Genomic DNA, 13,138 nt, shown 5'->3' on the forward strand with positions numbered 1-13,138 from the left:
CGGACACCACACCGCACGATCACTGACCTCGATGATCTATCTCATGCTCGGCGGAATCGACCCGAAACTACCCACACAAACCTGAGGAGACCCACATCAGTTCGAACTAAACTTGCAGCATGAATCCGGGGGGAATCATCGAACCAGGCGCAGCAGCCTTACCGCTGCACGCCGACGACGTGCGCGCGCTCCCCGAATCCGAGCTCCTCGCCGCCGCGGTCGACATTTCCCGCGAGATCGAACGCCTCGAAACACTCCGCGTCGCCGCTGTCGCCGAAATAGACGAGCGCGCAGTCTCGTTCGACGCGATCGGCTTCCGCAGCGTCAAGCTCTGGCTCGCATCGACGACCCTCCTCGAAGTACCCGCCGCCGCCCGGATCCTCGCCCTCGGTAAAGCCCTCCGCCGCCAACCCGAGATCGCCGACGCCTTCGAAGGAGGCCGCATCTCCGCCGACCACGCCGGGTTGATCGCCAGATTCTGCGAGCGCCCGCCCCGCGGCATGCCCGACGAAGCCCTCGATTCGTGCCGCAACGTGCTGCTGGACTGCGCCACCGGACCCACAGCCACCACCGACACCGTCCGTGGGGCCATCGCGAAACTCGAGCGAATCTTCGAATCCGACGAACTGCCCGCCAGCGAAGACACCGACCGCAACGAACTCCACGCCTCCAAAACCCTCAACGGGCGCGTCGCCGTCAAAGGCGACTTCGACTCGGGCACAGGCGAAATGCTCCTCACCGCACTGTCGGCCCTCACCAAACCGAGGAACCCGGTCGACGACCCCGCCGGCATGCGCACCCCCGGACAACGACGCGCCGAAGCATTCACCGAGATCCTGCGCCACTACCTCAACTCCGGCGACGCCCCTGTCGAAGGCGGCGAACGCCCGCACCTGTCACTACACGTGAACGCCCGCGACCTCGCCCGCACCGAGCCGAACACTGACGACCACGCCGACACAGGCAGCAGCACGCCCGCCGATCACGCGGACATGTTGGGAGACAAGGACGTCGCCTGGATGCCGTGGATGGGGCCGCTCACCATCGCAACCGCCCGCCGCATCGCCTGCGACTGCACCCTCACCCCCGTCGTCATGGACGACGGGGTACCACTCGACCTCGGCCGCACCACCCGCACCGTGTCGAAGAAACAACGCCGAGCCCTCGCCGCACGCGACAACGGCTGCGCCTTCCCCAGCTGCGGAGAACCACCCGCCCACTGCGAAGGCCACCATATAGAACACTGGGCCGACGGCGGACCCACCGACCTCGACAACCTCGTACTCCTGTGCCGCTACCACCACCGACTACTCCACCACTCGCACTGGGAAGTCGAGATCGGCACCGACCGCCACCCGTGGTTCACCCCACCGAGTTCGGTCGACCCCTACAAGAAGCCCATCCCCGCACACAACCGGGCCGGGCCGCTCGCCGCCTGATTCTCCGCATCACCCGTCGAGAGCAGGCGCGGGCAAGTACAACGCTGCGCCATTCCCGCGCAGGCTATGGACGGTATGCGGCGGGGTCGAGGGGCGTGCCGACGGGATGCGCCTGCTGCGAGCCGTCCGCGACGCGGTAGCTCACCCCGTGCCGCGCAGTGCCGCGCGGATCGGTGGGATCGTTGACGTAGAACCAGTCCATTTGCGCCCCAGCCTTGTTCACCTCGAACACGCCGTAGCCGTGGGAGTCGAGCTCGACGTACCGGACGTGCCGGTTGAAGGCCTTGAACGCCTCCTCGACCGGGACGGTCGCAGTGCGCGGCGGAACCTGCAGCGAATCGTCGATGTTCGGTGACGTCACCGACGGCACCACGAACTCGGTGCCGACCGTGCCGGCGGCCGGGTAGTTCGCGGCATCCACCGGCAGGTCGCATGCCCACGACGTGTGGATGTCGCCGGTCAGGAACACCGTGTTACGGACGTTGTTCGCGGTGATCGCGTCGAACAGACGACGCCGGTCGGCGGTGTAGCCGTCCCACTGGTCCGTGTTGAACGGGATGCCGGCGTCGGGCAGGCCGATCATCTCGGTGACGGCCGCAGTGGTGCGGGTGTCGAGCGGCGGAAACGCGCACGGCGCGATCATCACCGGATTGCCGACCAGCTTCCAGCGGGTGGGCGAGGTGACGATACCGCCGGTGAGCCAGTCCATCTGGGCGCGGCCGGTGATGGTGCGGTCGGGGGAGTCGGTCTGGCGCCACCCCGCACCGGAGGACGCCTGCTCGTCGCGGTAGGTCCGCAGATCGAGCATGGAGAGCTCGGCCAACGCGCCGAACCGGAATCGTCGGTACAGCGCCGCATCGGTTCCGTTGGTCCGCACCGGCATCCACTCGAAGTAGGCCTGCGTGGACGCGGCCTTCCGGGCACCCCAGTCTCCCTCGGTGGCGGGATCGTGGTTCTCGGCGCCGCCGTCGTACGCATTGTCGGCGGACTCGTGATCGTCCCACGTCGCGATGAACGGGACCTTGGCATGCAGGGCCATCAGATCCGGATCGGTCTTGTACTGCGCGTGCCTGATCCGGTAGTCGGCGAGCGAGACGATCTCGTGTGCCGGATCGTGCAGGCGGACCGAGCCGTTCCTGGCGCCGTACTCGCCGCGCCCGTACTCGTAGATGTAGTCGCCCAGGTGCAGGATCGCGTCGAGGTCGTCCCGCTCGGCGAGCAGGCGGTACGACGCGAAATATCCGGCTTCCCAGTTGGAGCACGACACCACACCGAACCGCAGGCGGTCGAGGTCGGCGTCGGTCGCCGGCGCGGTACGGGTCCGTCCCACCGGCGAGACCTGCCCGGCCGCGGTGAACCGATAGAAGTACGTGGTGCCCGGCCGCAACCCGGCGACGTCGACCTTCACGGTGTGGTCGCTCCGGGGGTCGGCCGTGACGGTCCCGCTACGTACGACGGCCCCGAAGCCGCTGTCGGTCGCGACCTCCCAGGTCACCGAAACCGTCTCGCCCACACCCGAACCGGGCTGCGCTGCCGCCGACGGCGTGACGCGGGTCCAGATGATGACGCCGTCGGGCAGCGGATCGCCCGACGCCACGCCGTGCACGAATCCCGCAGGTCCCGCCGGTCCCGACGCCGGGACCCCGGCGGCGGCGCGTCCCGCCGCCGCGACGGTCAGCCCGGCACCTGCCAGCACCGCCGAGCCGCGCAGCAGACCGCGTCGGCTCACACCGCTCCGAATGTCGCTCTTGTCGCCCTCGGGCGCCCGATTCTCGAACACGACAGGATCACAACGAAATTCGGACGGATGTTCAACTCAGATCGGCCGAATCTCCGAGTGTTCACCTACTGTTCGCCGCGGTCGCCCCGTCAGAACACCTGCCGGGCTCCGGGGCGGTGGACCACCCCGCGGGCAACCAGCTCGATCGCGACCGCCACCGCACACGTCTGTGCGAGGAGCAGGCCGACGAGGACGAGGATCTGCACGGCGCCGGCCTGGACCGCGGAACCGCTCGCCAACAGGACACCTACGAACGCCCCCGGCAGTGTCACCAGACCCACCGTGCGGGTCTGATCCAGCCCCGGCAGCAGGGCGTCGGACGCCGCCGGACCGACCACCTCCATGCGGGCGTCCCGCACACTGAACCCCAGGCTCAGCCCGGCTTCGACCTCGCCCCATCGCTGGTCGATCGCGTCCAGGCCGCGTTTGGCGGCGAGTGCCGTCGCGGTCATCGCGTTACCGAGCACGATGCCCCCGATCGGCACCAACGCGACGCCCTGGAGCGGCACGACCCCGCTGACGAGCATCAGCGGAACCACCAGGCCGACACCCGCGGCGAGAGCCACCGACAACCACACCGCCGACCACCCCGCCCGCGCACGCCGGGCCGCCGTCACCGCGGCGGCCACGAACATCACGGCGAGCACGAGCAACGACGACCACAGGTGTGCCAGCGCCGCGGCCAGGATCAGGGAGACGGCGACGAGCTGAAGCGCACCCCGGACCGCGGCCCGCGGAGCCGTCAGCGGATTGCCCAGACCGGCGAACCGGTACACCACGGCCGCCATCGTGACCATGACCCCGCACAGCACGACGAGCGCGAGGCCGGGGTTCGCCAGCGCGGTACTCACGGTTGTCACCTTCCCACCAAGACGGCGCTCAGCGGAATGCCGGCCGCGCGATCCTGGTCGGCCCGAGCGGTCACAGGACCTCGGCTGACCCGGACAGATCCTCGATTCCGACCGGTGCCGTCCCGGTGAAGCGCACGCCGATCCCGAACTCCTCGCCTATCGCGAGGCCGCATTCGGCGAAACGGATCATCCATGATCCGTCCGACCAGATGATTGCCTCGGGCAGGCCGAACGGCGCCTCCGGCCCGTCGAGCCGCGCACGGTCCTCCGTGTCGAGTTCCCACACCGGATCGGCGAGCTCGGCGACGAGATAGCGCGACGCAGCGGCAGCCAGCACGTCGAAACCGGCGATGGCCTGCGCCGCGGAGTCGACGGCCTGATCGGTAGGAGGCCCCGCCGGTTCGATGACGATGCTGACCGTTCGCGGTTCGTCACCGGGCAGATCGGCAGCCCAGCAGACGAACTCCGCCGCGAGGCCGATGCGGTCCAGCACCGTGCCCCGCACCTCGATCTTCTCGGGTACGTCGTTCATGCTCCAAGTCAACCAAACCCCGGTCCCCCGCCGTGGGACGCCGGTTTCGCCGCGTCAGGCGTTCCATTGGGCTTCGACGTCGAGAACCCAGGTGACGCCGTAGCTGTCGACGAGCATTCCGTAGAGGGGAGCCCACTGTGCGGGTGCCAGTGGAGCCAGGATCGTCGCCCCGTCGGCAAGCTTCTTCCAGTAGGCCGAGATCTCCTCGGCGTCGGTGCCACGGATCGAGACGAAGAACGGGATCGTGCCGGGCTCCCACCTGGTGTGAGAGGGCACGTCGTAGGCCATGATGCGGAAGCCGTTGTCGGAGAGAACCTGTCCCCACATCACCTGATCCGATTCGGCCGGGTCGGTAACGTTCTGCGCGTCGGCGTAGGTGATGACGGCCAGTTCTCCGCCGAACACCGATCGGTAGAACTCGAGCGCTTCGCGGGCGTCGCCACGGAAGTTCAGGTGGGGGGTGACGTTGACGGGCATGTTGTTTCTCCTCGAGAGCGGGTCGGCCACCGGTTCTCGACCGGTGGTGTCAGCAACGCTCCCAGTAGAAGCGGTCAGTTCCTGTCCGCTACTTCGGGTACTTTCGAGACATGTCGACGGCCACCTCGCGCTCGCTGCTGCTGTTGTCGATGTTGCAGACACGCAGAGACTGGCCGGGCCAGGTTCTCGCCGAACGGCTCGAGGTCAGTTCGCGGACAGTGCGGCGGGACGTCGATCGCCTGCGGGCGATGGGGTACCGGATCGTTGCACTCAAGGGTCCGGACGGTGGGTATCGGTTGGAGGCCGGATCGGAGCTGCCGCCGATGCTGTTCGACGACGAACAGGCAGTGGCCATCGCGATGGCCTTGCAGACGGTGGCGGCGAGCGGAGCCGGGGTCGCCGATGCTGCGGAGCGGGCGCTGTCCACGGTGCGTCAGGTTATGCCGTCGCGGCTACGGCATCGACTCGATTCGCTGCCGATCATCGCGTTGCGCGCGCCGGCGGACGTCGACCCCGCCGTACTCGTCTCCCTCAGCACAGCAGTCGCCGCGCAGGATGTTCTGCGATTCGAATATTCCACTCGCGCAGGTTATTTCGAGCGGCGTCGGCTCGAACCTCACCACCTTGTGGCGGCGGCAGGGCGTTGGTACCTCGTGGGTTGGGACCTCGACAAGGACGATTGGCGGATCTTCCGCGCGGACCGGGTCCATCCCCGTGTCCCGACCGGGCCCGGATTCACCCGCCGCGAGCTACCGGCCGGCGACGTGAGGGCCTACGTCGCCGCGAGATTCAAGGGGTCGCCCGGACCCGACCAGTGGCCCTGCACCGGCGAGGTGATCCTCGGGATACCCGCCACAGAGATCGTGCCGTATGTCGACACCGACACGGTCGAGGATCTCGGCGGCGGACGTTGCCGACTCGTCGCCGGTGCCTGGTCGTGGGAATCGCTGGCCGCGGCGATCGGCCGGTTCGATGCCGACATCGACGTCGTCGGTCCACCCGAACTGACCGCTGCGTTCGCCACCCTCGCAAGGCGTTACGCGCACGCTGCAGAGTCCGGCTAGTGATTGCACGGCGCCACGGACAGGCACCCCACCGTCGTCGTGACCGAACGTCTGGCCTGCCAACTCGAGGATCCCCCTGCAGCGACCGCGCTCCGGGTGCAGGATGGGGACCACGCCCGATCACCCGACTGTAGGAGGTCCCCGTGATGAATCTCGTTCGCCGACTGGCCGTCTGCTCGGCCGTCGCGGCCGGTTCGGTCCTGGCGCCGGTCGCCGTGGCCTCCGCGGCGGTGACCGTCCCGTTCCAGATCGATCCGGCGCCGTTCGGGAACCCGAACGGCAGTTTCGACGTGCCCCCGATCCGCTGTGCGACCGTGGTCGGCGAACAGCCCGGCACGTTGACGATCACCGGCGGCAAGGACGGGCGGTGGGGATGCCTGCTCTCGGCCGACGTGCACTGGCTGAACCTGTCGACCGGGGCGTTCGGCTCCGCCCGGCTGTCGGACGGCCTCCACGGATTCCCGCCCGCAGCGACCCTGCAGACCGGCACCGGGCAGGTCGCCGTGACCGTCGTATCCACGGTGGGCGGAACGACCACCCCGGGCCTCGCAACCTTCTACGTTCCGTAGGTGACGGCGCCGCCCGATCGCACCCACCGGACGCTTGTGAACACTTTATTGTCAATAATTCGTTGACAACAGGTGGGGACGGGGCGGACGCTCGAAGTATGACCTCAGATCCCTTCACCCCGCCCAACCCGAGCCGCGAGCGGGCCCACCGCGAGTACGCCGGCCTGTTCCGCATCGCCGAACGGCACGGCACCACGCCCGAGCAGCGGGCGCGGCAGTCCCACCCCGAGATGCTCGATCCGCTGGGCGCGATCCGCATCGTGGCCGCGATCGCCGGTGGCGTCCACACCCCGGACCCCGGAGAGCCGGAGATCGACGACGCCGACGTCACCGCGGCACTCGGGCTGATCCCGAAGGCCCGCGCCGAGATGGACCAATTGGAGGCACTGCTCCTGGACATCGCGCGGCAACGTGGAATGACCTGGCAAGAAATCGCTTTCGGCCTGGGACTGGGGAGCACACAGGCGGCACGGCAGCGATACGACAGGCTGGTCAAGCGCACCTGACCCCCGAACAAGGCTCGAGCCCGAAGTCGACGAACGACTTCGGGCCCGAGGTGCGCTGGTGCCGCGTTGTTCAGACGAACAATGCAGCGACACCGGCGACACCGGCGACCAGGCCGATGACCGTCGAGATCAGCGTCGCGCCGGCTGCGACCTTACCGAGATCCGCTGTGGAAGAACCCATTTGATACCCCTTATTCCATTGAAGCGCTGCTTCTCTTGTATCGCCGTTGTCGGCGCCACTGCATGTCTAACGGACCGGACGACCGTGTTCCAAGTGCTAATCCCCAGATTCCGCAATGCCTTACAGAAAAGAAACGCGATGTGAGCCAGGCGTAAAAGCGGCGACATACAGCGTTAACAAGAGGCCCCCCGAACCCGCAGATCGCGCGCCAGATGGTCGTGCTGCTCGAGCACCAGTCGACGCAGTGCCCCGGCGCATCGCCGTTCGCGGCGAGCCACGAATCCACCGAATCGACCGAATCGGACGCCGGGAAGTTACGCACGTCCCCGCGCGCGGCCGAGTCCATGCAGAACGCGCCTCGTCGACCTGGTCCTCGGGCACATCGACGCAGAGTCGGCCGGTTCACGGCCACACATTGTCTTCGCCTTTGCTCCCGTAAAGCTGGTGCTTCGTCTCAGTCGCCGTTCTCGGTGCCACTGCATGCGTAGCGGAGCAGCCGAGAGGTTTCCACTCCCGTCGGTCCGACTACCGGTCGAGTACCGCGGTGAGGGCCACGGTCAGCTCCGCGGTGGCCGTCGCTTCGTCGTTCGGCGAAGTGTTCCGACGCCACGCGACGTACCCGTCGGGACGCACCAGCAGCACACCGTCCTCGGCGATCTCCCGCAGCCGCGCCCACCGGCCGTACGCATCCCGCAGACCAGGGGTGTCGATCCGGACCGACCGGATGGGGATGTCGAGCTTCTCGGCCGCGGCGGCCGCGGCCCGCTCCCACACCCCACCGGACAGGCCGGTGACAACGGAGAACTGTCCGCGCCCGACGACGTCGAGGGTCGAACGGCGCAGCCCGTCCCCGTCGACCAGCCATGCGTGCGGCAACTTGGCTCCGGGCCGAGTGGTCGGCTTGGCGAACAGTTCTCGGTCCCGGACCCATTCCTCTTCGGCGCTGCTGTCGGGCACCGTCGCGGACGAGGCGTACCGCTGGTTGAGCTCGACACCGTGCGCATTGAACTCGTAGTTCTTCAGCTCGATCGCGTCGATCAGCGCGCGCCGCCGCGCCGCCCCCTCCGCTGTCTCGGCGCGACACATCGCGAGTCCCGTCTCGATGCCGTCCTCGTCGCTGCCCCCGGAGATGCCCAGTGCCTCGAAGATCGGGCCGAACTGGTCGCGGCTGAGGTTGGCCCGGTCGACGATCTGCTTACCGACCGGGGCACGTTCGGCGCTGTAACTTTCGAGCAGCGCGGGCCCGGCGTCGCCCCTGATCACCGCCGCCAACTTCCACGCCAGGTTGAACGAGTCCTGGATCGAGGTATTGGAGCCGAGCCCGTTCGACGGCGGATGACGGTGGACGGCATCGCCTGCGCAGAAGACGCGACCCCGGGAGTACTCGGTGGCATAGCTGTGGTTCACCGTCCACAGCGACGTAGAGTCGATCTGCACGTCGATGCTGTCGTCGCCGAGCAGGTCCAGGACGATACGGCGGGCCTCGTCCTCGTCAAGCGTCGGCGGCTCACCCTCGATGTCGTAGCCCCACGTGAGCAGCCACTCGTTCCACGGCCGCACCATGCGGATCAGACCCATACCGATACCGCCCATGTGCGCACCCGGGCGCATCGCCCAGTACAGGACACTGGGACGGTGCTCGCAGTAACGGGACAGATCCGCGGTGAAACAGATGTTCATCGACCCACCGACACCGCTACGACCCGCGATCGGCAGCCCGATCTGCTCGGCAACTACACTCCTGGCACCGTCGGCACCGATGAGATACTTTGCACGGACCGTATATTCGTCACCTCGCAAGCGGTCACGCAGCGTCGCGGTGACGCCGTCCGAGTCCTGTTCAAGGGACACGAATTCGGTGTCGAACCGACACTTGGCGCCCCGCTCGGCCGCATTGGTCACCAGGATCGGCTCCATGTAGGTCTGCGGCAGGTCGATCATCGGGCACGGGCTGGCCGACGAGTACTCCGACAGATGTGCCTCACCGGCGCCCCAAGTGCTGATCCGGCCGATCTCCTCGCCGGCGAGCGACGTGCACAGCACCGTGTCACCCATCATGTCCTGCGGAGTGCCCTGCGCGAGCGCCTCCGCTTCCACACCGAGATCGCGCAGGACCTCGAGGGTGCGCTGGTTGGTGATGTGTGCACGCGGCGTGTTCGCTACCCAGCCGTACTTGTTCACCAGCATCGTGTCGACACCGTAGGTGGCGAGCAACAGTGCCGCCGAACCACCTGCCGGCCCGCTACCGATCACGAGAACGTCGGTGTCGTAGGTCTTGTCGTTGGTCATGTCTGTCTCCGGAAGTAGTGATCCGACGGGGAGCGCAGTCACGCGTCGGGGGCTATGCGGAAGGTGAAATCGAGTCGGCGCCATGCCCCGTCGACCACGCGGCCATCCGGGGTGGGGCCCCGATGTTCGGGCATGTCGACGATCAGGTTGTGCTTCACCCCGAATACCGAATCGGAGGTGAGGTAGGCGCCGTCGGACGGGAAGAGCTGGGTGATCAGGCGGCGGTGCCCGGGAGCGCTGATCATGAAGTGCACGTGCGGGGCCCGGAACGGGTGCCGGCCGACTGCATCGAGCATCTGCCCCACCGGGCCGTCGTCGGGAATGGGGTACTCGCACGGGAGGATCGTCCAGAACCGCAGCCGCCCATCGGCATCGGTTCGGAACTGACCGCGCAGGACCGGACCGTCGAGATCGGGCAGCTGCACGTCGTAGAAGCCGTCCTCGTTGGACTGCCAGACATCGACGATCGCATCCGGGAGCGGGGTGCCGTCCGGGTCGGTGACGGCCACGTCCACCCACATCGGGACTCCTGGAAGCCCCTCCGCAAGATCCGCTCCGGATCGCACGGCTGGCGGACCCTCGACGTAGAACGGGCCGAGTACCGCCGACGGTGTCTGCTCCCGGACACGTGAATTGGTGAGGATGTCGACCATCGTCGAGATCCCCAACGTGTCCGACAACAGAATGAACTCCTGGCGCACATCGGAGCAGACCTGCCCGGTACGCGTGAGGAAGTCGATCGCGAATTCCCATTCGGCGGTCGTGAGGTCGTTGCTCGTGACGAAATCGTGCGCACGACGGACAAGGTCGGTCATGAGGGTGTGCAAGCGCGGATCCTCGGTGCCGGCGAAACTGGCGACCACCGCGCGGGACATGCGGTCGAGTTCGGCACGGGGGAAGGCGTTTCCGCCGCCGGGCCGGGATCCCGCCACCGCACCTGCCAGCAACGCGGAAATGCCGTCGACAGTGACCGAACGCGGATTCGGGTACGGCCGGGCCGTCGCCAGAGCCGCTGCCTTCGGAATGTCGTCGACGGTGAACCCGAGTTCCGCCAACGACGTCGGCCCGCCCAGGCTCGCGACGAGGTCGTGGACGCCGGCGGCGGCGTCCGGCACCCGCATCACCTGGGCGATCCGGCGCATCACGTCCTGCGCGGCGGGCGCGTTGTACGCCATCGCGTACGGAAGGATCACCGTGTGCATCTGCGAGTGCGGCAGATCGAAACCGCCGCCGAGTGCATGACAGAGCTTGTGATGCACCCCCATTCCGACCGCGGCCAGGCAGCTACCCGACAGCCAGGCCGCCTGCAACAGCTCACCACGGCCATCGAGGTCCGGCGGATCTGCCATCACCTTCGGCAGGCCCTGCGTGATCCCGCGAATCGCCTCGAGGGCGAGCTGATCGGTCACCGGATTGGCCTCCGGCGCGTACAGTGCCTCTACCGCGTGCGCCATCGCGTTGATCGCGCTGGTCAACGTGATCGCTGGGGGCAGACCGACGGTGAGATCCACGTCGTAGATCACCGTCTCCGGCAGGATGTCCGCCGACGACCGGGTCGTCTTCACGCCGTTCTCGGTCTCGCCGAGCACCGGTGTGACCTCGGACCCGGCATAGGTGGTGGGGATGATCACCTGGTCGTAGCCGGCCCGCACCGCGAGTGCCTTCGACAGACCCGTCGTGGATCCGCCGCCCACCGACACGACGCAGTCGACGTCGTGGGCGCGGGCCGAGGCCAGGGCCTCCTCGGTGACCTGTGTGGGGGTGTGCATCGCGGCCCCGTCGAAACGGGCGACGAGCAGATCGCCGAGTGCCCGAGCGACTTCGGTGGCCGGCTCGGCCACATCATGGCCGGTGAGCAGCAGCACTCGGCTGCGCCCCAGCCGCAGAACCTCGTCAGCGACGGTTCGGCTCGTACCGCTTCCGAACACCACTCGCGACGGCTGTGCGTTGTAGGTGAAGGTTTTCATATTCGCCGCTCTCACATTCCACGTCACACGTTGCGTAAGTCACACACCGATGTCGATGATGGACGCCCGGCGGCCGAGTCGTCCTGCACGATCCGCGCATCGGCAGGCACGAAACGTGCATGCCGAACCCGAGAAAGGCCGGCTCAGCCCGCGCGGCGAACCTGCGCGGGCGTGGTGCCCAACTGAGCCCGCATCGTGCGGGTCAGGTGTTCCTGGTGCGAGAACCCGCAGTCGACCGCGATCTGGGCGATCGGGTGGTCCCCCGTCCGCAGCTCCCGTGCTGCCTGCTCCACCCGCAGCCGCACCAGGTACCGGTGGGGTGTCATCCCCGTCGCAGCCTTGAACTGCCGGGTGAGCTGGCTGGTGCTCAGCGCAACGGCACCGGCTAGCTCGGACAACGGAATGGGCTCCGCCAGGCGATGTTTCATCAAATCGATGACAGCAGAGACACTGCTACGGGTCGATCTGCCGCCTGCCGCCGGCCCATCCGCCGCGGCCCGGCATCGTCCGGCGCCGTACCGGTGCACCAGGTGCACGGCGAGCATCGTCACCAGATGGTCGGCGTACGTCCGTGCGGACGGGTGCCAGTCACGCAGTGTGGCGTCCATCGACCGCACCAGTTGCTCGAGCATCGGATCGTGGACGCCGATATGCGGTTCCAACTCGACCGGTCGCCCGTCCGCGGCCTCCTCGAGCAACGCGGCATCCAGGTTCGCGTGAATGGTGTCGAGGTCCGCACCGAGTTCGACGGTCAACTCCTGGCCGGCCGGATGGACGAAGAAGCCCCCGGCCGGCACCGTCGTCCGCTGGGCGGCACCACCACGCCCGCGGACGACGTCGACGGGTCCACCGAGATGCAGGATCAGCAGGTGCGAACGCGCCCCGTCGAATGCACCCCGGTAGGGCCGTTCCGCCTGGGTGGAGACATACGCACCGGACCATCCACGACCCGCGCTGGTCCGGCGTGGATGCACCCATGGCTGCCGGAGGATTCCTACGGTGTCGTCGAGTCCCAGCTCGACCATGCCGGCTCCTTCCCGCCGCCACCGTCCGGGCACGCACACGACCGGGGCGATCTCACTGCGATCGCACCATGGTAGCGAGCTACCCGCGTGGCTTCCCGATCCCGAAATGCATCAGATCCTCGCCCACGACGAGGTTGCCGGTGAAGTCGGTCCGTGCCTTCTCGTCACCCAGACCGGTCGGTGGCTCGATGTCCGCAACATCGAAGATCTCCCGCAAATCCTGCTTGGCGTTGTCGCGCATCCGATCATTGATGTCGGTGGCATACGCCTCGAGCAGCTTGCGGGTCGAGGCGGCGGTACCGGGCGTCGGGGATTCGGGGCACCAACACTTCCGGCTGCACGTCCCGGTCCGGAGGTTCGGGTAGTCGACCGTATCGTCGGAGTGATGGTGGCTGAGGAACCAGCGATTCCTGGACCTGGTCGTGGCGAACCGCATCGAGTGAACGACGAGCATCGAC

General features: G+C 67.7%; 12 protein-coding genes and 1 pseudogene. 4 read left to right on the plus strand and 9 right to left on the minus strand.

The window, feature by feature from the left end:
* Positions 1-119: 119 nt before the first annotated feature.
* Positions 120-1,439: a DUF222 domain-containing protein gene (locus tag J2X34_RS11065; protein ID WP_429517202.1), complete on the plus strand. Its 1,320-nt coding sequence runs from the start codon at positions 120-122 to the stop codon at positions 1,437-1,439.
* A gap of 64 nt (positions 1,440-1,503) precedes the next feature.
* Here J2X34_RS11065 and J2X34_RS11070 read toward each other — a convergent pair whose 3' ends face one another.
* From J2X34_RS11070 to J2X34_RS11085, 4 genes are all read right to left on the minus strand, one after another.
* A complete protein-coding gene (locus J2X34_RS11070) occupies positions 1,504-3,219 on the minus strand; it encodes an alkaline phosphatase D family protein (protein ID WP_114724541.1) in 1,716 nt (571 codons plus the stop codon).
* A gap of 89 nt (positions 3,220-3,308) precedes the next feature.
* Complete coding sequence (locus tag J2X34_RS11075) at positions 3,309-4,070, minus strand: ABC transporter permease (protein WP_114724540.1); 762 nt, start codon at positions 4,068-4,070, stop codon at positions 3,309-3,311.
* Positions 4,071-4,140: 70 nt separating this feature from the next.
* On the minus strand, positions 4,141-4,602 hold the full coding sequence (locus tag J2X34_RS11080) for a hypothetical protein (RefSeq protein WP_429517207.1): 462 nt from the start codon (positions 4,600-4,602) through the stop codon (positions 4,141-4,143).
* A gap of 54 nt (positions 4,603-4,656) precedes the next feature.
* Positions 4,657-5,079: a VOC family protein gene (locus J2X34_RS11085; protein WP_114724538.1), complete on the minus strand. Its 423-nt coding sequence runs from the start codon at positions 5,077-5,079 to the stop codon at positions 4,657-4,659.
* Positions 5,080-5,189: 110 nt separating this feature from the next.
* Here J2X34_RS11085 and J2X34_RS11090 point away from each other — a divergent pair, with 110 nt between their 5' ends.
* From J2X34_RS11090 to J2X34_RS11100, 3 genes are all read left to right on the plus strand, one after another.
* Complete coding sequence (locus J2X34_RS11090; protein WP_429517210.1) at positions 5,190-6,143, plus strand: helix-turn-helix transcriptional regulator; 954 nt, start codon at positions 5,190-5,192, stop codon at positions 6,141-6,143.
* 146 nt (positions 6,144-6,289) lie between these two features.
* The gene (locus J2X34_RS11095) at positions 6,290-6,712 is read left to right on the plus strand and encodes a hypothetical protein (RefSeq protein WP_114724536.1); all 423 of its coding nucleotides are present in this window, start codon (positions 6,290-6,292) and stop codon (positions 6,710-6,712) included.
* Between the two features lie 98 nt (positions 6,713-6,810).
* Complete coding sequence (locus J2X34_RS11100; protein WP_114724535.1) at positions 6,811-7,218, plus strand: DNA-binding protein; 408 nt, start codon at positions 6,811-6,813, stop codon at positions 7,216-7,218.
* 706 nt (positions 7,219-7,924) lie between these two features.
* Here the strand turns inward: J2X34_RS11100 and J2X34_RS11105 are convergent.
* From J2X34_RS11105 to J2X34_RS11125, 5 genes and pseudogenes are all read right to left on the minus strand, one after another.
* Entirely contained in the window at positions 7,925-9,688 is a 1,764-nt protein-coding gene (locus J2X34_RS11105) for an FAD-dependent oxidoreductase (protein WP_429517212.1), read from the minus strand.
* Positions 9,689-9,726: 38 nt separating this feature from the next.
* Positions 9,727-10,563 carry a dioxygenase gene (locus tag J2X34_RS11110; protein WP_429517570.1) on the minus strand — a complete coding sequence of 279 codons (837 nt, stop codon included), beginning with the start codon at positions 10,561-10,563 and terminating at the stop codon, positions 9,727-9,729.
* A gap of 39 nt (positions 10,564-10,602) precedes the next feature.
* Positions 10,603-11,655, minus strand: a pseudogene (locus J2X34_RS11115) (maleylacetate reductase); the annotation flags it as partial.
* A 143-nt stretch (positions 11,656-11,798) separates the two neighbouring features.
* On the minus strand, positions 11,799-12,680 hold the full coding sequence (locus tag J2X34_RS11120) for an AraC family transcriptional regulator (protein WP_114724532.1): 882 nt from the start codon (positions 12,678-12,680) through the stop codon (positions 11,799-11,801).
* A 79-nt stretch (positions 12,681-12,759) separates the two neighbouring features.
* Positions 12,760-13,134, minus strand: coding sequence for a hypothetical protein (locus J2X34_RS11125; protein ID WP_429517215.1), 375 nt, complete (start codon positions 13,132-13,134; stop codon positions 12,760-12,762).
* Between the last annotated feature and the right edge of the window lie 4 nt (positions 13,135-13,138).

Source organism: Rhodococcus sp. BE178 (assembly GCF_050433545.1).
In the GTDB taxonomy this organism is placed as follows: Bacteria; Actinomycetota; Actinomycetes; order Mycobacteriales; family Mycobacteriaceae; genus Prescottella.

Coding starts and splice junctions, on each gene's coding strand:
- J2X34_RS11065 (WP_429517202.1), top strand. CDS start 120: ATGAATCCGGGGGGAATCATCGAACCAGGCGCAGCAGCCTTACCGCTG.
- J2X34_RS11080 (WP_429517207.1), bottom strand. CDS start 4,602: ATGAACGACGTACCCGAGAAGATCGAGGTGCGGGGCACGGTGCTGGAC.
- J2X34_RS11085 (WP_114724538.1), bottom strand. CDS start 5,079: ATGCCCGTCAACGTCACCCCCCACCTGAACTTCCGTGGCGACGCCCGC.
- J2X34_RS11090 (WP_429517210.1), top strand. CDS start 5,190: ATGTCGACGGCCACCTCGCGCTCGCTGCTGCTGTTGTCGATGTTGCAG.
- J2X34_RS11095 (WP_114724536.1), top strand. CDS start 6,290: ATGAATCTCGTTCGCCGACTGGCCGTCTGCTCGGCCGTCGCGGCCGGT.
- J2X34_RS11100 (WP_114724535.1), top strand. CDS start 6,811: ATGACCTCAGATCCCTTCACCCCGCCCAACCCGAGCCGCGAGCGGGCC.
- J2X34_RS11105 (WP_429517212.1), bottom strand. CDS start 9,688: ATGACCAACGACAAGACCTACGACACCGACGTTCTCGTGATCGGTAGC.
- J2X34_RS11110 (WP_429517570.1), bottom strand. CDS start 10,563: ATGTCCCGCGCGGTGGTCGCCAGTTTCGCCGGCACCGAGGATCCGCGC.
- J2X34_RS11120 (WP_114724532.1), bottom strand. CDS start 12,680: ATGGTCGAGCTGGGACTCGACGACACCGTAGGAATCCTCCGGCAGCCA.
- J2X34_RS11125 (WP_429517215.1), bottom strand. CDS start 13,134: ATGCTCGTCGTTCACTCGATGCGGTTCGCCACGACCAGGTCCAGGAAT.